At 74.2% G+C, this 21242-nt stretch carries 19 protein-coding genes and 1 riboswitch; of the genes, 14 read left to right on the forward strand and 5 right to left on the reverse strand.

Features of this window, described 5'->3' with window-relative positions; translation table 11 throughout:
- Window positions 1-11 precede the first annotated feature (11 nt).
- Window positions 12-404, reverse strand: a complete 393-nt coding sequence (sodX, locus tag HCK00_RS27520; RefSeq protein ID WP_240965462.1) for a nickel-type superoxide dismutase maturation protease — start codon at window positions 402-404, stop codon at window positions 12-14.
- 465 nt (window positions 405-869) lie between these two features.
- Between sodX and sodN the strand changes: the two genes are divergently transcribed.
- Window positions 870-1265: a superoxide dismutase, Ni gene (sodN, locus tag HCK00_RS10215; RefSeq protein WP_168101503.1), complete on the forward strand. Its 396-nt coding sequence runs from the start codon at window positions 870-872 to the stop codon at window positions 1263-1265.
- A 301-nt stretch (window positions 1266-1566) separates the two neighbouring features.
- Here the strand turns inward: sodN and HCK00_RS10220 are convergent, their stop codons facing one another.
- Window positions 1567-2211 (reverse strand): GNAT family N-acetyltransferase, encoded by a 645-nt coding sequence (locus tag HCK00_RS10220; protein WP_206320154.1) that lies wholly within the window; start codon window positions 2209-2211, stop codon window positions 1567-1569.
- A 473-nt stretch (window positions 2212-2684) separates the two neighbouring features.
- Between HCK00_RS10220 and HCK00_RS10230 the strand changes: the two genes are divergently transcribed.
- The 5 genes from HCK00_RS10230 (at window position 2685) to HCK00_RS10250 (ending at window position 6616) form a co-directional block, all read left to right on the forward strand.
- On the forward strand, window positions 2685-3131 hold the full coding sequence (locus HCK00_RS10230) for an STAS domain-containing protein (protein WP_311765243.1): 447 nt from the start codon (window positions 2685-2687) through the stop codon (window positions 3129-3131).
- 259 nt (window positions 3132-3390) lie between these two features.
- Window positions 3391-3624: a hypothetical protein gene (locus HCK00_RS10235; RefSeq protein WP_168101504.1), complete on the forward strand. Its 234-nt coding sequence runs from the start codon at window positions 3391-3393 to the stop codon at window positions 3622-3624.
- A 293-nt stretch (window positions 3625-3917) separates the two neighbouring features.
- Entirely contained in the window at window positions 3918-4778 is an 861-nt protein-coding gene (locus HCK00_RS10240) for a 1-aminocyclopropane-1-carboxylate deaminase/D-cysteine desulfhydrase (protein WP_311765254.1), read from the forward strand.
- Between the two features lie 348 nt (window positions 4779-5126).
- Window positions 5127-5540 carry an ATP-binding protein gene (locus HCK00_RS10245; RefSeq protein ID WP_168101505.1) on the forward strand — a complete coding sequence of 138 codons (414 nt, stop codon included), beginning with the start codon at window positions 5127-5129 and terminating at the stop codon, window positions 5538-5540.
- Window positions 5537-6616 carry an RNA polymerase sigma factor SigF gene (locus HCK00_RS10250; protein WP_240965437.1) on the forward strand — a complete coding sequence of 360 codons (1080 nt, stop codon included), beginning with the start codon at window positions 5537-5539 and terminating at the stop codon, window positions 6614-6616. The genes HCK00_RS10245 and HCK00_RS10250 overlap by 4 nt, the downstream gene beginning before the upstream one ends.
- Before the next feature lie 302 nt (window positions 6617-6918).
- On the opposite strand, the gene HCK00_RS10255 is transcribed toward HCK00_RS10250, so the two are convergent.
- Window positions 6919-7368, reverse strand: coding sequence for a hypothetical protein (locus tag HCK00_RS10255; protein WP_168101506.1), 450 nt, complete (start codon window positions 7366-7368; stop codon window positions 6919-6921).
- Between the two features lie 92 nt (window positions 7369-7460).
- Between HCK00_RS10255 and HCK00_RS10260 the strand changes: the two genes are divergently transcribed.
- Together HCK00_RS10260 and HCK00_RS10265 are read left to right on the forward strand one after the other, a co-directional pair.
- Entirely contained in the window at window positions 7461-8429 is a 969-nt protein-coding gene (locus HCK00_RS10260) for a diacylglycerol/lipid kinase family protein (RefSeq protein WP_168101507.1), read from the forward strand.
- A gap of 309 nt (window positions 8430-8738) precedes the next feature.
- Window positions 8739-8996: a WhiB family transcriptional regulator gene (locus HCK00_RS10265; protein ID WP_003983230.1), complete on the forward strand. Its 258-nt coding sequence runs from the start codon at window positions 8739-8741 to the stop codon at window positions 8994-8996.
- Between the two features lie 299 nt (window positions 8997-9295).
- On the opposite strand, the gene HCK00_RS10270 is transcribed toward HCK00_RS10265, so the two are convergent.
- Window positions 9296-10822: a PAS domain-containing sensor histidine kinase gene (locus HCK00_RS10270; RefSeq protein WP_168101628.1), complete on the reverse strand. Its 1527-nt coding sequence runs from the start codon at window positions 10820-10822 to the stop codon at window positions 9296-9298.
- A gap of 399 nt (window positions 10823-11221) precedes the next feature.
- Window positions 11222-12292 carry an SIS domain-containing protein gene (locus HCK00_RS10275; protein WP_168101508.1) on the reverse strand — a complete coding sequence of 357 codons (1071 nt, stop codon included), beginning with the start codon at window positions 12290-12292 and terminating at the stop codon, window positions 11222-11224.
- A 435-nt stretch (window positions 12293-12727) separates the two neighbouring features.
- Here HCK00_RS10275 and HCK00_RS10280 point away from each other — a divergent pair, with 435 nt between their 5' ends.
- From HCK00_RS10280 to HCK00_RS10305, 6 genes are all read left to right on the forward strand, one after another.
- Window positions 12728-13498 carry a GntR family transcriptional regulator gene (locus tag HCK00_RS10280; RefSeq protein WP_168101629.1) on the forward strand — a complete coding sequence of 257 codons (771 nt, stop codon included), beginning with the start codon at window positions 12728-12730 and terminating at the stop codon, window positions 13496-13498.
- A 422-nt stretch (window positions 13499-13920) separates the two neighbouring features.
- Window positions 13921-16122 carry a carbon starvation CstA family protein gene (locus HCK00_RS10285; protein ID WP_168101509.1) on the forward strand — a complete coding sequence of 734 codons (2202 nt, stop codon included), beginning with the start codon at window positions 13921-13923 and terminating at the stop codon, window positions 16120-16122.
- A gap of 26 nt (window positions 16123-16148) precedes the next feature.
- A complete protein-coding gene (locus HCK00_RS10290) occupies window positions 16149-16337 on the forward strand; it encodes a YbdD/YjiX family protein (RefSeq protein WP_206320185.1) in 189 nt (62 codons plus the stop codon).
- Between the two features lie 147 nt (window positions 16338-16484).
- Window positions 16485-16985: a GNAT family N-acetyltransferase gene (locus HCK00_RS10295; RefSeq protein ID WP_168101511.1), complete on the forward strand. Its 501-nt coding sequence runs from the start codon at window positions 16485-16487 to the stop codon at window positions 16983-16985.
- Window positions 16986-17188: 203 nt separating this feature from the next.
- Window positions 17189-17346, forward strand: a riboswitch (cobalamin riboswitch).
- Between the two features lie 139 nt (window positions 17347-17485).
- Window positions 17486-20092 carry a ribonucleoside-diphosphate reductase subunit alpha gene (locus HCK00_RS10300; RefSeq protein WP_168101512.1) on the forward strand — a complete coding sequence of 869 codons (2607 nt, stop codon included), beginning with the start codon at window positions 17486-17488 and terminating at the stop codon, window positions 20090-20092.
- A gap of 110 nt (window positions 20093-20202) precedes the next feature.
- Window positions 20203-21195 carry a ribonucleotide-diphosphate reductase subunit beta gene (locus HCK00_RS10305; RefSeq protein WP_240965464.1) on the forward strand — a complete coding sequence of 331 codons (993 nt, stop codon included), beginning with the start codon at window positions 20203-20205 and terminating at the stop codon, window positions 21193-21195.
- Window positions 21196-21242 lie beyond the last annotated feature (47 nt).

Here is a 21242-nt window from a genome sequence, read left to right on the forward strand (position 1 = left end):
GAACAAGTCCCTCACGGGCCGGGAGCGGACCGGCCCGTACCGGACAGGCGGGAGATCCGCTCGGCCGGCGCTCCGGAGGAACGCACCGGCCGCACCGCCGAGAACACCCAGGAGAGCAACGCGGCCGGCGAACGCCGGATCCGCGGCCGCAGCGGTGGGCGCAGCCGCAGCAGGGCCCGGGCCAGCACCAGTTCCTCCGGCACGGCGCCGAACTCGCGACTGTCGCTCTCCGCGTCCCGGTTGTCGCCGAGCACCCACCAGCCACCCGCGCGGCGCCGGGCGGCCCGCTTCACGATCAGCAGGTCCTGCCGCATCGGGTGACGCAGCACCACCACGTTCCCGGGCCGCACCGGGGCTCCGTAGCGGACGAGGAGCCGGTCACCGGGGCGGAACGTCGGCATCATCGACAGACCGGCCACCTCGGCGAGCCCGTACGGCAGCAGGGCCGCGGGCGCCGGTGCCTCCGGGGCGACGGCGTCATCCGCGCCCCTCTGCCCTCCCGGCCCGGCCGGCCCCGCCGGCGGTACGGCACCGCCGGGACCGCCGGGGTCACCAGCGCCGCCGGGGCCACCGGGCAGCCCACCCCCGTGACTCTCCAGCGCGCGGGCCCGCGCACGCGCCCGTTCACCCGTCCGCCACCACCGGCCGTCGGCCATCCGGCACCTCCCGTTCGGTTCTCCCCGCGTCCGCCCGCCGCACCCAGGTTCCCCCGCCACCGGGCGCGACACCGCGGCGGCCCCACCGCGGTACTGCGCGGGACCGGCGCGTCCTCGGACTTTTGTCCCAGGCCCGCTGGGGCACCCGCCCTATGGCTATCTTCACGGAGTAATCTCCACCTGAGAAGACGATCACGAAGGAAGGACAGCTACATGCTCTCCCGCCTGTTCGCCCCGACGGTCCGGGTCAGCGCCCACTGCGACCTGCCGTGCGGCGTGTACGACCCGGCCCAGGCCCGTGTCGAGGCCGAGTCGGTCAAGGCCATCCAGGAGAAGTACCAGGCCAACGACGACGCGCACTACCGCGCCCGCGCCACGGTCATCAAGGAGGAGCGCGCGGAGCTCGCCAAGCACCACATCTCCGTGCTGTGGAGCGACTACTTCAAGCCCCCGCACTTCGAGAAGTACCCCAACCTCCACCAGCTGGTGAACGACGCCCTGAAGGCCGCGAGCGCCGCCAAGGCCTCCACGGACCCGGCGACCGGCCAGAAGCTGCTGGACTACATCGCCGAGATCGACAAGATCTTCTGGGAGACCAAGAAGGCCTGACCTCTGCACAGGCCGCCTGACCTGCGGTTTCGCTGGTCATGTCGCCCACCGGTCCGCACCCGGTCCGCAGGCCGCCGAGAACGGCGTCCATGACGGCCCGGGTGCGGTCCGTTCCGGGTGCTGCGGAGGAGAAGCGCGCCACGGGTCGTCCGGTGTGACGGTGCGCCGGGTCCTGCCGTCCCGTCCGGCCGTCGCTCCCCGCCCTCCGACGATCGCGCCGGTCGGCGGCTTCCCCGGTCGTGCCGCTCGGGGGCCCGGCGCCGCCCGCGCCCCCGGCGCGCGGGGCGGATCGCGCCGGGTCTCAGCCGCGCGGTTCGCGCCACATCGGCCACATGAGCGGGCCGCCCGGCAGCTGGACCGTGGTGCCGGTGGGGGCGAACCCCTCGCGTTCGTACAGCCGGCGGCTGCGGGCGCTGCTGGCCTCCAGATAGGCGGGCAGCCCCGCCCGGTCGCAGTCGCGCAGCGCGGGCGCCAGCAGGGCGCCGCCGATGCCCTGGCACCGCCGCCCCGGTTCGACGCCGACGAGCATGAGATAGCGGTGCGCCCGGGCGCGCGGGTGCACGCGCGCGGTCAGCCGGCCCACCAGCTCCGTACGCTCGTTCGCCGGGTCGCTGACCGCCCGCATCCGGGCCGCCACCTCGTCGTCCCCGGCGACGGCCGCGGCCACGTCCGCCTCGGCCACGGCGGGGACGGAGAGCCAGAGAGCGGCCGCGGAGCGGTCCTCCGTGACGTCGACCGAGCCCTCCGCCAGGGCGGCGTCCAGGAAGACGCCGAAGAACGCCGGGTGGAGCGCGCGCCGCCGCTCCTCCTCCGGGAAGACCCAGGTGGAGACCGGGTCGTCCATGAACGCCTCGCTCAGCAGGGCGGCCACCCAGGCGCGGTCACCAGGACCGGCACGGCGTATGCCGGGGACCGGCGCGGCCGGGTCCGGGGGGATCGGGGTCATCGATGGCGGCGGCGACGGAGGGGGCGGAGGTGACGGCGGGGGTTTCGGTAACGGCGGTGGCGTGGACGGCATGTCTGCTGCCTCCGGGGCTCGGAGCGGGTGGGGATCACCGTAGGACGCGGGCCGGACGCCCTTCCAGACCACCTCCCGCTCCCGGCCCACCGCCGGAACGCGGGCCGGAGCGGGCAGCGGACGTCAATCCCAGAACGGAAAATTCACCGTTACGGATGTAGTTACCCCACCAAAGACCGTTTCTCCGGTCCCCCATCCGCGCCCTGTGGCGATACGGTGACGGTACGTCACACCCTGCCCCGGGCCTTTCGGCCGGGCGGCCCGGGACGCCCAGCGCCCGGAGGCGGACGGCGCGGGACGCCCTCGTCCCGCTGTCGCGGGGGTCCGTAGAGACGGCCGGGCGTGAGCTCCGGCGGTGCCTGAAGAGGAGAACTCCGCTGACCCAGCAGCCCAGCCTCCACGTGGCCACCTACCGGACGGGGGGCTGCACCGTGGTCGAACTCCGGGGCGAGGTGGACATCGCCGCGGCCGTCGTCATCTCCCCGTACCTGGACCGGGCCACCACCCCGGCCGAACCCCGGCTCGCCGTCGACCTCAGCCCCGTCACCTTCCTCGACGCCTCCGGACTCCGGCTGCTGTGCCGGGCCCACCGCCGCACGCAGGCCCAGGGCGGCCGGCTCGCGCTCGTCTGCCGGCGGCCGGCCCTCCTGCGCGTCCTGGCCCTCACCGGTCTGGAGTCCCGTTTCGCCCCGGTGCCCACGCTGGCGGAGGCCCTGAGCCGGCTGGCCGGACCGGGCCCCGTCCCACCGGATCCCGTCGCCCCGGTCCCCTCCCCCGCCCCCGGGGACGGCCGGACCGCACCGGCCCCCGGAGCGCCGCGCTCCGGACCGCCGGGCCGCGTACCGTGACGGCGCCCCGGCGCCCGCCGGCCCCCATCGGCCCCCACCGGCCTGCCCGGTCCGGTGCCCCGGCGGGCACCCGGCCGGGCGGACCGGCCGCCCGAACGGCCCCTGCCCGCCCGGCCCCGGAAGGCGGACCCCGGGGTCCCCGGTACGGCGCCGGCACGGCCGTACGGGCGACGCGGGGAACCCCCGGTGCCACCCTTCCGTTGACCCGTCGAGAGGCGGTACGCCGACCGGCCCGCCGCACCGATCGCAGGAGGCACCCATGGCAGGATTCCTCGACCGCGCCAAGGAGCAGGCACAGCGCGGGCTGAACCAGGGCAAGCAGAAGTACGACGAGGTGCAGACCCAGCGGGCCGGCGCCGATCTGCTGAAGAAGCTCGGCGCGGCCTACTACGCGGAGCAGCGCCGCGGCGGCTCCCCGGAGGCCACCCGCCTCGCCCTGGAGGCCGTCGAGCGGCACACCGCCACCCACGGCGAGGCCGGCTTCCCCCGCTGACGCCCGCTTCCGCCGGCCCCCGCCTCCCCCGCCCCTCCGCCCCCACGTTCCCTGGTTCCCGCACCACACCTGTCCCGGAGGAGACCGCGGCGGCACCGCGCGACAATGGCCCGGTGCCCGCCACCCCTCCGTCCCCGCGCCCGGCGCCCGGCGCCTTCCCGTCCGCCGGCACCGGCCACGGCCCCCTGCCCGCCGTCCCCGACGACCTGAACGCCCCGGGTGCCCCGGACGGGCTCGGCGTCTCCGGCGCCCCCGGCCTCCCCGGCGCCCTCCCCGGCTCCCCGCGCCCCCGGATCCCGTCCCCGCTGCACGCCGTCGACGACGACCGCTTCGCCCGCCACGGTGTCCGGCTGCTGCTCAAGCGCGACGACCTGATCCACCCCGAGGTGCCCGGCAACAAGTGGCGGAAGCTGCTGCCCAATCTGCGGGCCGCCGTGGAGCGGGGGCACACCACCCTCCTCACCTTCGGCGGCGCCTACTCCAACCATCTGCGGGCCACCGCCGCGGCCGGCCGGCTGCTCGGCCTGGCCACTGTCGGCGTCGTCCGGGGCGAGGAACTGGCCGGCCGGCCGCTCAACCCCTCGCTGGCGCGGTGCGCCGCCGACGGGATGCGCCTGGTCTTCGTGGACCGTGCCACCTACCGGCGGAAGACCGAACCGGAGGTCGTCGCCGGCCTGCTGGACCGCCACGGGCCCTGTCACCTCGTCCCGGAGGGCGGCAGCAACGCCCTCGCGGTCCGGGGCTGCGCCGGTCTCGGACGTGAACTGCGCGGCCGGGCCGACGTGGTGGCCGTGGCGTGCGGCACCGGCGGCACGCTCGCCGGACTCGCGGCCGGGCTCGCCCCGGGGCAGCGGGCGCTCGGCGTCGCCGCGGTCGGCGGCGGCTTCCTGGCACGGGAGACCGAACGGCTCCAGCACGAGGCCTTCGGCGGGCGGCGGGGCGACTGGGCGGTCGACGGCCGTTTCCACTGCGGCGGCTACGCGCGGACCCCGCCGTGGCTCCGGGAGTTCGCGGAGGACTTCTCCACCCGCCACGGAGTCCCCGTGGAGTCACTGTACGTCGCCAAAATGCTGCACGGCCTTCTCACCTCGGCCGCCGAGGGGGCGTTCGCCCCGGGCACGCGGCTGGCGGCCGTCCTCACCGGAACCGTCTGACCAGGTGCGACGTCAGAGCTGACGACCGAGGCGCGAACCGGCCGCCGAATCCGGGGAATTGGGGTGCCCCCACCCCTAGCCACTCTTCGTCCGAACGTGCCTACAATGAGTGACGTTCACCGGTTCGCGGGCGCCGACAGCCGTTGGAGGGCGGCTCCGCCGTGCCCCGCGTCCACCACACAGGCGACACCGGCCTGTGGATCACGATAGCGTCGCACGCGGAACCATGTGCCGCGCCGGGCGGGGCGTCTCCGCGCGAGACGGCCGGGCCGGCGACTCCACAGCTTCACAGCTCTACCCAGCTTCACAGCCCTACAGCTCGAACTGTTCGTCACCTTGGAGGTGAGGGTGTCCCACATCGCAGGTGAGCCCGGGACCCAGGACTTCGTGGAAGTCCGGCTGCCCGCCGCGGGAGCCTATCTTTCCGTGCTGCGGACGGCCACGGCGGGCCTCGCGGCCCGGCTGGACTTCACCCTGGACGAGATCGAAGATCTCCGCATCGCCGTGGACGAGGCGTGCGCGATCCTGCTGCAGCAAGCGGTGCCCGGGTCCGTGCTCAGCTGCGTCTTCCGCCTCGTCGGGGATTCGCTGCGGGTGACCGTCTCGGCCCCCACGACCGACGGCCGCGCCCCCGAGCGCGACACCTTCGCCTGGACGGTGCTCTCCGCCCTCGCCGGTGAGGTGGACTCCACCGTCGGCGAGGACCGCACGGTCAGCATCGGCCTGCACAAGAAGCGCGGCGCGGGTCCCGGTCAGCCATGACGGAGGGGACGGGCGGGCCGGTGCAGAACGACAGTCGTGTGGCGCGGGCGGTGCGCAGGGCGGCCGTCCCCGGGCAGCAGGCAGATCGGGCGGACCACATGGACCAGCATCAGCAGGAACAGCGGCGGCCCCGGCCCGGACAGGGCCAGGGCGAGCACCCCGGCCCCGGGGCGGGCGACGTGGCGCGGCCCCGTGCCGGGGACGGCGGGGGCACCCCCGGCCCCGCCGCCGGAGGCCGGGGCCCGCGGCCGGGCCCCGACGGCGAGCCGGCCCCGCGCCCCGGCCGCGAGCACGACTACGCCCGCGGTCCGCAGCCGGACCCGCACGACCGGAGCGGGGCCCGCGCCCTCTTCATCGAGCTGCGCGGCCTGCCGGACGGCTCACCGCAGCGCGCCGCGCTCCGCGACCACCTGGTGCGGATGCACCTGCCGCTGGTGGAGCACCTCGCCCGGCGGTTCCGCAACCGCGGCGAGCCGCTGGACGACCTGACCCAGGTCGCCACCATCGGGCTGATCAAGTCCGTGGACCGCTTCGACCCCGACCGCGGGGTGGAGTTCTCCACGTACGCCACCCCGACGGTGGTCGGCGAGATCAAGCGGCACTTCCGGGACAAGGGCTGGGCCGTGCGCGTGCCCCGCCGCCTCCAGGAACTGCGGCTGTCGCTCACCACCGCCACGGCCGAGCTGTCCCAGCGCCACGGCCGCTCCCCCACGGTGCACGAACTCGCCCTGCAGATCGGGATCTCCGAGGAGGAGGTGCTGGAGGGCCTGGAGTCCGCCAACGCCTACTCCACGCTCTCCCTGGACGTCCCGGACACCGACGAGGAGTCCCCGGCCGTCGCCGACACCCTGGGCGCCGAGGACGACGCCCTGGAGGGTGTGGAGTACCGCGAGTCGCTCAAGCCACTGCTGGAGGAGTTGCCACCGCGGGAGAAGAAGATCCTCATGCTCCGCTTCTTCGGCAACATGACGCAGTCCCAGATCGCGCAGGAGGTCGGCATCTCCCAGATGCACGTCTCCCGGCTGCTCGCCCGCACGCTGGCACAACTCCGGGAGAAGCTCCTCGTGGAGGAGTGACCGGCCCCGGCTGCCGGTCACCGCTGCCGGTCATCGCTGCCGATCGCGGTGGCACGCCCCGGCCCCTCCGCGGCCGGCCGGGGCCACGGGGCGAACGCCTGTCCTCGTTCCGGCTCGCGGGAACCGCCCGGCGGTTTCCCGCCTCCGTGGGCGCCGCCGGTGTGCCCGGCTCCGCTCACCGTCACGCCCGTCGCACCGCCCCGTCGTCCCGTCGCCCCCGGCCGTCCTGCCGGGGTCCGCCGGATCGCGGCCGTCCGCCGGATCACCGTGGCCCGCCGGGTGGCCGCCGGCCGCCGGTGACCTCAGCGCCCGTCCCGGGAGCCGATGTCCAGGGCCCGCGTGGCCGCCGGATGAACGAGCAGGACCAGCACGGCGATCGCCGCCGCGCCCAGTGCCACACCGGCGGCCGTCGCGGTCCCGCCGGTGCTCACCAGCGTCCACGCCACGGGCACCGCCATGATCTGGGTGATCACCGCGGGCCCGCGGCTCCAGCTCCGCCGCAGCAGCAGCCCGCGCGCCGCCACCAGCGGCAGCGCGGCCAGCACCAGCAGCGTGAGCCCGCCCGTCTCGGCCTGGCTCGGGCTGTCCGGCGTCCCCAGGACGCCCATCACCAGCAGATACACGCCGAATCCCGCGAGTACACCGCCTTCCGCGGCGCACAGGGCCGCGGCGGCGGAGAGGCGCGGCGGGCGGGATCCGGCCGGCCGCGTTTCCGTGGAGTCTTCCGGGGAGGGTCGCTGCTCACTGCTCACCGCGCCAGGGTATCCACCGCCGCGCTCCCGGCCCGGCCACGGGGAGCGGTCCCGACTGCGGCACGTACCCGCAGGTCGGTAGTCTGCGACCCATGCGCGCCCTCCTCGTGGTCAATCCGACGGCAACCACCACCAGTGCCCGCACCCGGGACGTCCTCATCCACGCCCTGGCGAGCGACCTCAAGGTGGACGTGGTCATGACGGAGCACCGCGGGCACGCCCGCGAGCTCGGCCGGCGGGCCGCGGAGAGCGGCGACGTCGAACTGGTGGTGGCCCTCGGCGGCGACGGCACCGTCAACGAGGTCGTCAACGGCCTTCTGCACCACGGCCCGGACCCGGATTCCCTGCCGCGGCTTGCCGTCGTTCCGGGGGGCTCCACGAATGTGTTCGTCCGCGCCCTGGGGCTCCCCAATGACCCCGTGGAGGCGACCGGCGCATTGCTGGACGCATTGCACGAGGGAAACGAACGGACGGTCGGTCTCGGACTGGCCTCCGGCACCCCGGGAACGGTGGACGCGTCGGTTCCCGACCGCTGGTTCACATTCACCGCCGGGCTGGGATTCGACGCCGGCGTGGTCGGCCGGGTCGAGCAGCAGCGGGAGCGCGGCAAGCGCTCCACCCACGCTCTGTACCTGCGCCAGGTGCTCCGCCAGTTCTTCGGCGATCCCCACCGCGGCCACGGGACGATCACCCTGGAACGCCCGGGGCACGCCCCCGCCGAAGGGCTCGTGCTCTCCGTGGTGTGCAACACCTCACCCTGGACCTACCTGGGCAATCGCCCGGTGTACGCCGCCCCCGGGGCATCGTTCGACACCGCGCTGGACGTCCTCGGGCTGCGCAGCCTCTCCGCCCCCGCGGTGGCCCGGTACGGGACCCAGCTCCTCACGTCCTCCCCGGAGCGGGGGCCACACGGCCGACACACTCTGTCACTGCACGACCTGACGTCCTTCACCTTGCATTCGCAGGTGAGATTGCCCTTTCAGATCGACGGTGACCACCTCGGACTGCGTTCCAGCGTGACGTTCACAGGCGTACGGCGTGCACTGCGTGTGATTGTGTGAGTCGAACCGCAAAAAGTCCTTTCAGTCGAACGTTTAGGCCATCTTCCACCCGCTGGAAGTGGGGCTGTGACCGAGGCGACACCAAGGAATCAAAAAAAACTTTCCAGAAGGGGTTGTATCCGCCGCCGAGGTTTGCGAGTCTCTTCATGGCGATCGGGACGGCCGCTCACGGCCCCCTTGAGAGCCCGAACCCCCTACCTCAAACCCCCGGGACCGCAACCAGGGATCTGGTCGTCGTCCCCTTCTGTCGCGGGGGGATTCGTGAAAGCGTTCACATTCACAAGCCCACCACAAGGAGATGGAGCAGCCATGGACTGGCGTCACCGCGCCGTTTGCCGCGAGGAAGACCCCGAGCTCTTCTTCCCCATCGGCAACACCGGTCCTGCGCTGCTGCAGATCGAGGAAGCCAAGGCCGTCTGCCGTCGCTGCCCCGTCATGGAGCAGTGCCTGCAGTGGGCGCTGGAGTCCGGCCAGGACTCCGGTGTGTGGGGTGGCCTCAGCGAGGACGAGCGCCGCGCGATGAAGCGCCGCGCCGCTCGCAACCGGGCGCGCAACGCCAGCGCCTGACAGCCCCCCGCACCTGGGCGGAACGTACGCCGATGACATCGCGTCATCCCCACGTGTACGCGCCTCCCGCCCCCGATAGTCGCAGCGCGCAGTAACCCGTTGCACACAAGCTTTGAGCCCCGGCCGGATCCCGGCCGGGGCTCAGTGCTGTGCGGGGACGCGGCGCCGGACGCCCGTACCGGGCGGCCGTGACGGCGGCCGGCGGACCGCCCGGCGTCCGCCGCGAGCCCGTCTCCGGCCGGGGCGGGCCGGAACAGGGTGAGACGGGGCGGGACGGGCCGGGTGGCCCGGACGGCGGTTCAGCTCCCGCCGGGCGCCGGAGCGGTGCCCCGGCGGTCCGTGCCCTCGGACCGCACCGGGATGTCGAGCAGCACCCGGGTGCCGCCCTCCGGCACCGGGCGCATCTCGAAGGTGCCGCCCAACTCGTTCTCCACCAGCGTCCGCACGATCTGCAGGCCCAGATTGCCGGCCCGGTCCGGGTCGAACCCCGGGGGCAGACCCGCCCCGTCGTCCTGGACGGTGACCAGCAGCCGCGGGTCGGACCGGCCGCCGCCGCGGACCGCGGCCACCTCGACCGTCCCGCGCTCCGGCCCGTCGGGCGACCGGCCGCCCGCGGGGAAGCCGTGCTCCAGGGCGTTCTGCACCACCTCGGTCAGCGCCATGGACAGCGGCGTCGCCACGTCGGCGTCGAGTATCCCGAACCGCCCGGTGCGGCGGCAGGCCACCCGGCCCGGGGAGATCTCCGCGACCATCGACAGCACCCGGTCGGCGATCTCGTCGAACTCCACCCGCTCGTCGAGGTTCTGGGAGAGCGTCTCGTGCACGATGGCGATGGAACCCACCCGCCGCACGGCCTCCCCCAGCGCGGCGCGGCCCTGGTCGGAGTCCATCCGCCGGGCCTGGAGCCGGAGCAGCGCCGCGACCGTCTGGAGGTTGTTCTTCACCCGGTGGTGGATCTCCCGGATGGTGGCGTCCTTGGTGAGCAGTTCCCGCTCGCGGCGGCGCAGTTCGGTGACGTCCCGGAGGAGCACCAGGGAGCCGATCCGGGTGCCGCGGGGCTTGAGCGGGATGGAGCGGAGCTGGATGACGGCCTGGTCGCTCTCCACCTCGAAGTCGCGCGGGGCCCAGCCGCTGGCGAGCCGGACGACCGCCTCGTCCACGGCCTCCCGGGCGGGGGCGAGCTCGGCGGTGGCGCGGCCGAGGTGGTGGCCGACGAGATCGGCGGCGAGTCCCAGCCGGTGGTAGGCGGAGAGCGCGTTGGGGCTGGCGTACTGGACGACACCGTCCGCGTCGAGCCGGATGAGGCCGTCGCCGGCGCGGGGCGAGACGTCCATGTCGCCCTGCTGGTCGGTGAAGGGAAAGGCGCCCGCGGCGATCATCTGCGCCAGGTCCGACGCGCTCTGCAGGTAGGTGAGTTCCAGCCGGCTCGGGGTGCGGACGGTCAGCAGGTTGGTGTTGCGGGCGATCACGCCGAGGACGCGGCCCTCCCGCCGCACCGGGATGGACTCCACCCGGACGGGCACCTCCTCCCGCCACTCCGGGTCCCCCTCCCGCACGATCCGCCCCTCGTCCAGCGCGGTGTCCAGCATCGGGCGGCGCCCGCGGGGAACGAGATGGCCGACCATGTCGTTCTGGTAGGACGTGGGCCCGGTGTTGGGCCGCATCTGCGCCACGGAGACGTAGCGGGTGCCGTCCCGGGTGGGCACCCACAGCACCAGATCGGCGAAGGAGAGGTCGGAGAGGAGCTGCCACTCCGACACCAGCAGATGGAGCCACTCCAGGTCGGAGTCGCTGAGCGCGGTGTGCTGGCGGACGAGGTCGTTCATGGACGGCACACCCGCGAGCCTACCCGCAGGCCCCCCGAGCCCCCGGGCGCGGACCGGCGGGGACGGGCGGCGGACCGGCGGGGACGGCCCGGCGGGCCACCGGCGGCCAGGACCGTGACGGCCCGCCCCGCGCGGTCCCCGCCCTCGCCGCATGCGGGGGCGGACGGGACCCGGGGGCGCCCACCGCCCCGGCCGCCGCCGGGTCTTCCGGCCGGCACGGCCTCGGGCACCGGCCTCGGGCACGGCACCCCCGCGGGATCACCGGCCGGTGCGGCTCCGTTCCCGGGCCAGGGCCGCGGTGCCGGACGCATCGAGGGTCCCGCCGCGGCCCCGTGTGGCCGCGGGGACCCCGCTCGTGGCCGGAAGGCCCGTACCGGCCCTCGCCGCTCGCGGCCGTGCTCAGCGGGTTTCGGTGATCTTCGCCAGCGCCCGTGGCGCGTCGGGGTCCTGGCCCCGGGCGATGGTCACCTCGTAGGCCAGCAGCTGGAGCGGGAGGATCTCCAGCACCGGCTGCACCTCTTCGGCGACACCCGCGGTGGGCAGGGCGAACCCGGCGGAGGCGGTGGCGGCCTCCCGCTCGTCCCCGATCACCACGAGATCCGCGCCCCGGTCCCGCAGCCGGTCGAGCACCGGCCGGAGCGCCTCCCCGCCGCGCCCCTGGGGCACGACGGCGATCACCGGCGAGACGTTGTCGACCATGGCGAGCGGACCGTGCAGCAGGTCCGCTCCGGAGTAGGAGAGCGCCGGGATGTAGCTGGTCTCCATGAGCTTGAGGGCGCCCTCCTTCACCGTCGGGTAGCCGTAGCCGCGGGAGGTGAGCACCATGCGCTCGGCGAAGCGGTAGCGCCCGGCGAGCGCGCGGACCTCGTGCCCCCGGTCCAGGACCCGCCCCGCGAGGTCCGGCAGCACCCGGGCCGCCGAGCCGTCGCCGTCCGCCAGGCCCTCCACGAACAGGTACAGGGCCAGCAGTTCGGCGGTGTAGGTCTTCGTCGCGGGCAGCGCCCGCTCGGGACCGGCCAGGATGTCCACGTGGAACTCCGCCACGGCGGCGAGCGGCGAGGACGGGTTGTTGGTCACCGCGACGGTGATCGCGCCCCCCGCGCGGGCCGCCTCGGTGGACGCCACCAGGTCCGGTGAGCCGCCGGACTGGCTGACGGCGACGACCAGCACGTCCGTGAGGCCGGGGCGGGCGCCGTAGGCCGTGGTGGTCGACATGGAGGTGAGCCCGCAGGGCATCCCCCGGCGGATCTCCAGCAGGTACTTCGCGTACAGGGCGGCGTGGTCGGAGGTGCCCCGCGCGGTCAGCAGGGCGAACCGGGGGCGGCGGGCCGCGACACGGCGGGCGGTCTCCCGGATCGCGGCGGCCCCCTCGCCGAGGATCCGGGAGAGCACCGCGGGCTGTTCGGCGATCTCGCCGGCCATGACGCTGCCGGGGGTCTCGCCTCCGGGGAAGGGCTGCGTGACGGGCATGCGGGCTGCCTCCCGTGGATCTGAGCGGCTCCCGGCCCGGCCTCCCGGCGGTGCGGGGGGCGCGGGGCCGCCGGCGGTGGGGGCGCGCCGGACGTTCCGGCGCGGGCGGACAGAGGCCAGCCTACCCGCGTTTGGTTTAGACCAATCGCCGCCCGGACCACCCCGACCGGGGGCGTTCCCGGGGCGAAGGGTGTATAAGAAGGCTGTCGGTGCCGCCGCCGGGGGTGGCGCACACCGGGGGGCGTGCCACCATGTGAGCCCCGGGGCGTCGGGTTCCCGGCGCCGGGCAGGCGGGTGGTACCGGCGCGGCGCGCGCGTGCCGGGCGGGACCCGGCCGAGCGGGACACCGGCGGGACACCGGCGGGAGCGGCCCGGCACCGCCTACGGACGGAGGAGCCGGTGACGGCAGCAGGCCAGCAGTCGGGAAGGCTGACGATGGAGACCGACCAGGGCGCCGGCAACGGGCCGGACGGACCGGCGGGCGCGGGGCGGACCCCCCGGGTGCCGAAGTACTACCGGCTCAAGCGCCACTTGCTGGAGATGACCGAGACGCTGCCACCGGGCAGCCCCGTGCCGCCGGAGCGCACCCTCGCCACGGAGTTCGACACCTCCCGGACGACGGTCCGCCAGGCCCTCCAGGAACTCGTGGTGGAGGGGCGGCTGGAGCGCATCCAGGGCAAGGGCACCTTCGTCGCCAAGCCCAAGGTCTCCCAGGCCCTCCAGCTCACCTCCTACACCGAGGACATGCGGGCCCAGGGGCTGGAACCGGCCTCGCAGCTGCTGGACATCGGCTACATCACGGCCGACGACCGGCTGGCCGGGCTGCTCGACATAGCCCCCGGGGGGCGGGTGCTGCGCATCGAGCGGCTGCGGCTGGCCAGCGGTGAGCCGATGGCCATCGAGACCACCCACCTCTCCGCCAAGCGCTTTCCCGCCCTCCGCCGCAGCCTGGTGAAGTACACCTCGCTCTACACCGCGCTGGCCGAGGTGTACGACGTCCGCCCGGCGGAGGCCGAGGAGACGATCGAGACCTCGCTGGCCAGCCCGCGCGAGGCCGGGCTGCTGGGGACGGACACCGGGCTGCCGATGCTGATGCTCTCGCGCCACTCCTTCGACCCGGCGGGGGCGCCGGTCGAGTGGGTCCGCTCGGTGTACCGGGGGGACCGCTACAAGTTCGTCGCCCGGCTCCGGCGGCCGGACTCCTGACGGGGCGGAACCCGCGCGCGGTCCTGACGGGGTGACATGCCCGGGGTACGCCGTGCCCCGGCGGCCGGACCAGTGGCCGGACCGCTGACGGCCCGTATCCCGGGGCGTGGCTCCCACCGGATCCCCCGGGCCCCCGGCCGCCGGGCCGAACTCCCGGTGCCACGCGGATGTCTGACGTGTGCCCGGGTACGAGGGGCGCGCGGAGCGCCCGCGGGGCGGAGGCGCCGGTCCGCGCCGGCGACTGCTACGGCGCGCGGTCCGGAGACCCGCCCGCAGGGTAACGGCATCTTCCACTTACCGGACAGTGGTTTCCACAATGTGTCCGTACCGGTATGCAGGCGTAGTGCACCTCCCGGTGGCACTCGCCTAGATTTCGCTGCGCGCACCGCAGGAGATCCCACCCGGAAATCGGAGACGCTCCCATGCCAGAGTCAGATTCGGCTGCCCCACCCGCCGCCGTCCGGCGGCGGCCGACCCCGATATCGATCGCCGTCTGGACGGCCGTTGCCCTCCTGGGCGCCTCGGGGTGGGCCGTGCTCGCCCTCGCCCGGGGTGAGGAGGTGTCGGCCGCCTGGCTGGTCGTCGCCGCCCTCGGCTCGTACGCCATCGCCTACCGGTTCTACTCCCGCTTCATAGCCCGGCGCGTCCTGCGGGTGGACAAGACCCGGGCGACCCCGGCCGAACGGCTCGACAACGGTGTCGACTTCCACCCCACCGACCGCCGTGTGCTGCTCGGTCACCACTTCGCCGCGATCGCGGGCGCCGGCCCGCTCGTCGGTCCGGTCCTCGCGGCCCAGATGGGCTATCTCCCCGGCACCATCTGGATCGTCGTGGGCGTCATCCTCGCCGGTGCCGTCCAGGACATGGTCACGCTCTTCTTCTCCATGCGGCGGGACGGCAAGTCGCTGGGGCAGATGGCCCGGGAGGAGATCGGCCCGTTCGGTGGCGCCGCCGCCCTGATCGCCATCTTCGCCATCATGATCATCCTGCTGGCGGTGCTCGCCCTGGTGGTCGTCAACGCGCTGGCCCACTCGCCGTGGGGCACCTTCTCCATCGCGCTGACCATCCCCATCGCCTTCTTCATGGGCTTCTACCTGCGGGTGCTGCGGCCGGGCCGGGTCACCGAGGTCTCGGTCATCGGCGTGGTGCTGCTGCTGTTCGCCATCGTCTCCGGCAGCTGGGTCGCCGAGTCGTCCTGGGCGGACACCTTCACCCTCACCCCCGGCACCCTGGTGATCTGGCTGGTGGTCTACGGCTTCTTCGCCTCCGTGCTGCCGGTGTGGATGCTGCTCGCCCCGCGGGACTACCTGTCGACCTTCATGAAGATCGGCACCATCGTCCTGCTGGCCCTGGGCGTCGCGTTCGCGCTGCCGACCATGAAGATGGACGGCATCACGGAGTTCGCGGGTTCGGGCGCCGGCCCGGTCTTCGCCGGCTCGCTCTTCCCGTTCGTCTTCATCACCATCGCCTGCGGCGCGCTCTCCGGCTTCCACGCCCTGATCTCCTCGGGCACCACCCCGAAGATGATCCAGAAGGAGACCCAGGTCCGCATGATCGGCTACGGCTCCATGCTGATGGAGTCCTTCGTCGCGATCATGGCGCTGGTGGCGGCAAGCATCATCGACCCCGGTCTGTACTTCGCCATGAACGCCCCGGCCGGGCTCATCGGTGACAGCGTGCAGTCGGCGTCCGAGGCGGTCGCGAACCTCGGCTACACCATCACCCCCGAGCAACTGGCCGCCGCCGCCAAGGCCGTGGAGGAGGAGAGCCTGCTCTCCCGTACCGGTGGGGCCCCGACGCTGGCAGTCGGCATATCGGAGATCTTCTCCGCGGTCTTCGGCGGCGCCGGGATGAAGGCGTTCTGGTACCACTTCGCCATCATGTTCGAGGCGCTCTTCATCCTCACCACCGTCGACGCGGGGACCCGGGTCGGCCGGTTCATGCTCCAGGACATGCTGGGCAACGTCTACAAGCCGTTCCGTGACGTCAGCTGGCGGCCGGGGGCCTGGATCGCGAGCGCCGTGGTCGTCGGCGCCTGGGGCTACTTCCTCTGGGTCGGCGTGCACGACCCGCTGGGCGGCATCTACCAGCTCTTCCCGCTGTTCGGCATCGCGAACCAGCTCCTCGCCGCCATCGCCCTGGCGGTCGCCACCACGCTGCTGATCAAGTCCGGACGGCTGAAATGGGCCTGGGTGACGGGTATTCCGCTCGCCTGGGACGTCGCCGTCACCTTCACGGCGAGCTGGCAGAAGATCTTCTCCTCCGACCCCGCGATCGGCTTCTTCGAGCAGCGCTCCGTCTACCGGCAGGCCATCGAGGACGGCAAGGTGCTGGCGCCCGCGAAGGACATGGACGACATGCACACCGTGGTCACCAACGCGACCGTGGACGGCGTCCTCTCGGTGCTCTTCCTGGTGCTGGTCCTCGTGGTGCTGATCGACGCGGCACGGGTGTGCGTCAAGGCGATCCGCAACCCGGCGGAGAGCCGGCTCACGGAGGTCCCGCACGTGAAGTCCGAGCTCGTCGCCCCGGCCGGGCTCTGGCCCACCCGGGAGGAGAAGGCCGAACTGGCCACGGCCGGCGCCGCCCCCGCGAAGGGGAGCGATCCGGGGAGCCCGTCGTGAGCGGCGCCGCCGTCCTCCGCGCCGGCCTGGCGCGGAGGCTGGCCCGGTTCCGCGCCGTGTGGCGGGAGCTGACCGGCGAGGCCGTCTACGACCGGTACGTCGCGTACACGCGGGCCCGCGACCCGCACGCGGAGGTACTCAGCCGGCGCGCCTTCGAGCGGTGGCGGGTGGACCGCCGTGAGGCGGACCCCCGCGAGGGCTTCCGCTGCTGCTGACCGCTCACCGCCCGGCGCCCGACGGCCCCGGTGCCCCCGGCCGGGGGCACCGGGGCCGTCGGGCGTACCGGGGCCTCCCGGCCGCCGGGCGCGTGGGGCGGAGAACGCACGCGGCCACCGCCGGTCCCGTACGGCAGACTGCCCGGCATGGACCTCGTCATCCGCACCGCCCGCCCGGAGGAGTACCCGGCGCTGGGAGCACTGACCGCCGACGCCTATCTCGGCGACGACCTGCTGGATTTCGGCGCCACGGACCCGTATCTCGGCACCCTGCGCGACGCCGCGGGGCGAGCCGCGCACACCGAGCTGCTGGTCGCCGCGGACGCGGTGGACGACCGGCCGCTGGGGTGCGTCGCGCATGTCCTGGCGGGCAGCCCGTACGTGGAGATCTCCCGTCCGGGCGAGGGCGAGTTCCGGATGCTCGCCGTGGCCCGGGAGGCGCGCGGCCGCGGGGCCGGGGAGGCGCTGGTCCGCGCCTGTCTGGCACGGAGCCGCGAGGCGGGGCACACCCGGGTGGCGCTCTCCACCCACCCCAGGATGGTCTCCGCCCACCGCCTCTACCGCAGGCTGGGCTTCGTCCGGGCGCCGGAGCGGGACTGGGAGCCGGTGCCGGGGGAGCGGCTGCTCGCCTTCCTCCACGAGTTCTGAGCCGCCGCCGGGCGCCCACTCCCGCACGGACGGCGCGGGGACGGCGCGGGGACGGCGCGCCGCGGGCCGCGGGAATCCCGAACGGGAACGCCCGGCCCTCCGCGGCAGCCGCCCGGCCGGTCACCACCGGGCCGGGTGGCGGCCCGCGGCCGGGCCGGGACGTGTTCCCCTGCAAACCCGCCCCGGCGGCCACGACACACAACATCTAGTGGCGCTCGCACGGAGCGGCACAACATGTATGCTCATGCCCGCTGACGCGCCAGGGGAACCGGGTGAGAATCCCGGACTGTCCCGCAACGGTGTGGGGGCCGGCCACGCGCTGCCCCCGAGTCCGAGCACCTGCCGTCGGCACGCCCGGTTCGACCGATCCGGGCGTCAGCTTCCGTCCGGGCCCCGGGGACTGGGCCGGCGGACGTCACGCGGTGCCGCCCCTCCTCACGGCTGCCCGGGTGCGCCCGCGTCCGCTCCCCGCCGCCCGCCGAGCGAGGGAGAGCCCCCACGTGACGATCGCGTCCGCCGATCCCGCGTCAGCCGGCCGTTCCGCGGAGCCTGCGGCCACCGCCGCCGACCGCGACGACCCCGGCACCGCCCTGCTGCGGTCCCTGACCGCGCTCACCGCCGACCTCCCCGCCACCGACCCCGGCCTGGTCGCCGCCATCGCGCTGCGCGGCCGGGAACCCGGCGCGGACGAGGCGGCACTGCGCGAGCTGGCGACGGAGGCGGCCGCCGGGCTGATCGCCGAGGACCCGGCCTACTCCCGGCTGGCGGCCCGCCTCCTCACCCGCGCCATCGCGGCCGAGGCCACCGGCCAGGGCGGCCACTCCTTCACCGCCTCGATCGCCACCGGGCACCGCGAGGGCCTGATCGCCGACCGCACGGCGGCCTTCGTCCGGGAGCACGCCGACCGGCTGGAGACCCTGGTGGAGACGGCGCTCGCCGACGGCGCCGACGACCGCTTCGGCTACTTCGGCCTGCGCACCCTCCACAGCCGGTACCTGCTGCGCCACCCGGTGACGCGCGAGGTGATCGAGACCCCGCAGTTCTTCCTGCTCCGGGTCGCCTGCGGACTGGCGGCCGATCCGGCCGGCGGCCCCGGCTCCCCGTCTCCCCGGCAGGCGGCGGACGGCGCGGCAGACGGCGGCTGGGACGGGACCGCCCCCCTGACCGGGACCGCCGAGGACCCCGTGACCGAGGTCGCCGCGCTCTACCGGCTGATGAGCCGCCTGGAGTACCTCCCCAGCTCCCCCACCCTCTTCAACTCCGGCACCCGTCACCCCCAGATGTCCTCCTGCTATCTGCTGGACTCCCCGCGCGACGAGCTGGACTCCCTGTACGAGCGCTACCACCAGGTCGCGCGGCTGTCGAAGCACGCGGGCGGCATCGGGCTGCCGTTCAGCCGGGTCCGCTCCCGCGGCTCCCTGATCCGCGGCACCAACGGCCGCTCCGGCGGCATCGTGCCGTTCCTGCGCACCCTCGACGCCTCGGTCGCCGCCGTCAACCAGGGCGGCCGCCGCAAGGGCGCCGCCTGCGTCTACCTGGAGCCCTGGCACGCCGACATCGAGGAGTTCCTGGAGCTGCGGGACAACACCGGCGAGGAGGCGCGCCGCACCCACAACCTCAATCTGGCCAACTGGATCCCGGACGAGTTCATGCGCCGGGTGGAGGCCGACACCCAGTGGTCGCTGTTCTCCCCCGCCGACGTGCCGGAACTGCCCGACCTGTGGGGCGCGGAGTTCGACGCCGCCTACCGGCGGGCCGAGGACGCCGGGCTCGCCGTCCGCCGGCTTCCCGCCCGCCAGCTCTACGCGCGGATGATGCGGACGCTGGCGCAGACCGGCAACGGCTGGATGACGTTCAAGGACACCGCCAACCGGACGGCGAACCAGACCGCCGAGCCCGGCAAGGTCATCCACTCCTCGAACCTCTGCACGGAGATCCTGGAGGTCTCCGACGACGGCGAGACCGCCGTGTGCAATCTGGGCTCGGTCAACCTCGCCGCCCATGTGGCCCCCGGCGCGGGGCCGGGGAGCGCGGCCGCCGGGGACGACCCGGTGGCCGGGGCGATGGACTGGGAACGGCTGGACGCCACCGTCCGCACCGCCGTGACCTTCCTCGACCGGGTCGTGGACATCAACTTCTACCCGACCCCGCAGGCCGCCGCCTCCAACCGGCGCTGGCGCCCCGTCGGCCTGGGGGTGATGGGGTTGCAGGACGTCTTCTTCCGGCTGCGGCTGCCCTTCGACTCCCCCGCGGCCACCGCGCTCTCCACGGCGATCGCCGAGCGGATCATGCTCACCGCCTACGAGACCTCCTGCGCGCTGGCCGAGCGCCACGGCCCGCTGCCGGCCTGGTCCGCCACCCGCACCTCGCGCGGCGTCCTCCACCCGGACCACTACCGGGACGGCTCCGCCGGCCCGCCGGCCACCGATCCGCGCCTGCCCGAGCGGTGGGAGGCGCTGCGCGCGCGGATCGCCGTGAGCGGGATGCGCAACGCGCTCCTCCTCGCCGTCGCGCCGACCGCGACGATCGCCTCCATCGCCGGGGTGTACGAATGCGTCGAGCCGCAGGTGTCGAACCTCTTCAAACGCGAGACGCTGTCCGGGGAGTTCCTCCAGGTCAACGCCTATCTGGTGGCCGAGCTCAAAGAGCTGGGCGTCTGGGACGCCCGCACCCGCGAGGCGCTGCGCGAGGCCGGTGGCTCCGTGCAGGACCTCACCGGGCTCCCGGCGGACCTGCGGGCCCGCTACCGGACCGCCTGGGAACTGCCGCAGCGGGCGCTGATCGACATGGCCGCCGCGCGCACGCCCTACCTCGACCAGGGCCAGTCGCTGAACCTCTTCCTGGCCACCCCCACCATCGGCAAGCTCAGCTCGATGTACGCCTACGCCTGGCGCAAGGGGCTGAAGACCACCTACTACCTGCGGTCCCGGCCGGCCACCCGGATCGCGCGGGCCGCCGGCGCGGCCGATGCCGGGACGGGCACCGGGACGGACACCGGAGCCGGTGCCGCGCCCGGTGCCGCGCCCGGACCGGGAGCCGCCCCGCCACCCGGTGAGGCCGCCGCCTGCTCCCTGGAGAACCCCGAGTCCTGCGAGGCATGCCAGTGACCACCGAACCCCTGACCACCGGACCCGTCACCCGCGAACGCGCGGGCACCGAAGCCGCCACCCGGACGCCGTCCACCGGCACCGGCGCCGGCCGCCCCGCGGAGCGGAACCTGCTCGACCCCGGCTTCGAACTGACCCTGCGCCCGATGCGCTACCCGGCGTTCTACGAGCGCTACCGCGACGCGATCCGCAACACCTGGACCGTCGAGGAGGTCGACCTCCACTCCGACGTGGCGGACCTGGCCCGCCTCTCCGCCGGCGAGCGCCATCTCATCGGCCGTCTCGTCGCCTTCTTCGCGACCGGGGACTCGATCGTCGCCAACAACCTGGTGCTCACGCTCTACCAGCACATCAACTCCCCCGAGGCGCGGCTCTACCTCTCCCGCCAGCTCTTCGAGGAGGCCGTGCACGTCCAGTTCTACCTGACGCTGCTGGACACCTATCTCCCCGACCACGACGACCGGGCCGCCGCCTTCGCCGCCGTGGAGAACATCCCGTCGATCCGCGAGAAGGCCGAGTTCTGCTTCCGCTGGATGGACTCGGTGGAGAAGCTCGACCGGCTGGAGAGCAAGGAGGACCGACGGCGGTTCCTGCTCAATCTGATCTGCTTCGCCGCCTGCATCGAAGGGCTGTTCTTCTACGGGGCGTTCGCCTACGTCTACTGGTTCCGCTCGCGCGGGCTGCTGCACGGGCTGGCGACCGGCACCAACTGGGTGTTCCGTGACGAGTCGATGCACATGGACTTCGCGTTCTCGGTGGTGGACACCGTGCGCGAGGAGGAACCGGACCTCTTCGACGAGGAGATGGGCCGGCGGGTCACGGAGATGCTCCGCGAGGCGGTCGAGGCCGAACTGCGGTTCGCCCGCGATCTGTGCGGCGACGGGCTGCCCGGGATGAACACCGAGTCCATGCGGGCCTATCTGGAGTGCGTCGCCGACCAGCGGCTGCGCCGCCTCGGACTGCCGGCGTACTACGGCGCGCGCAACCCGTTCCCGTTCATGGAGTTGCAGGGCGTGGAGGAGCTGACCAACTTCTTCGAGCGCCGTCCGTCGGCCTATCAGGTCGCGGTCGAGGGAGCCGTCTCTCTGGACGACGACTTCTGATTCCGGGCGCCGTCCGCCACCGCGGGCGGGGCCCCGGCCGCCGGGCC

Origin of the sequence: Streptomyces zingiberis, assembly GCF_012034935.1 — a bacterium.
GTDB classification, from domain to species: domain Bacteria; phylum Actinomycetota; class Actinomycetes; order Streptomycetales; family Streptomycetaceae; genus Streptomyces; species Streptomyces zingiberis.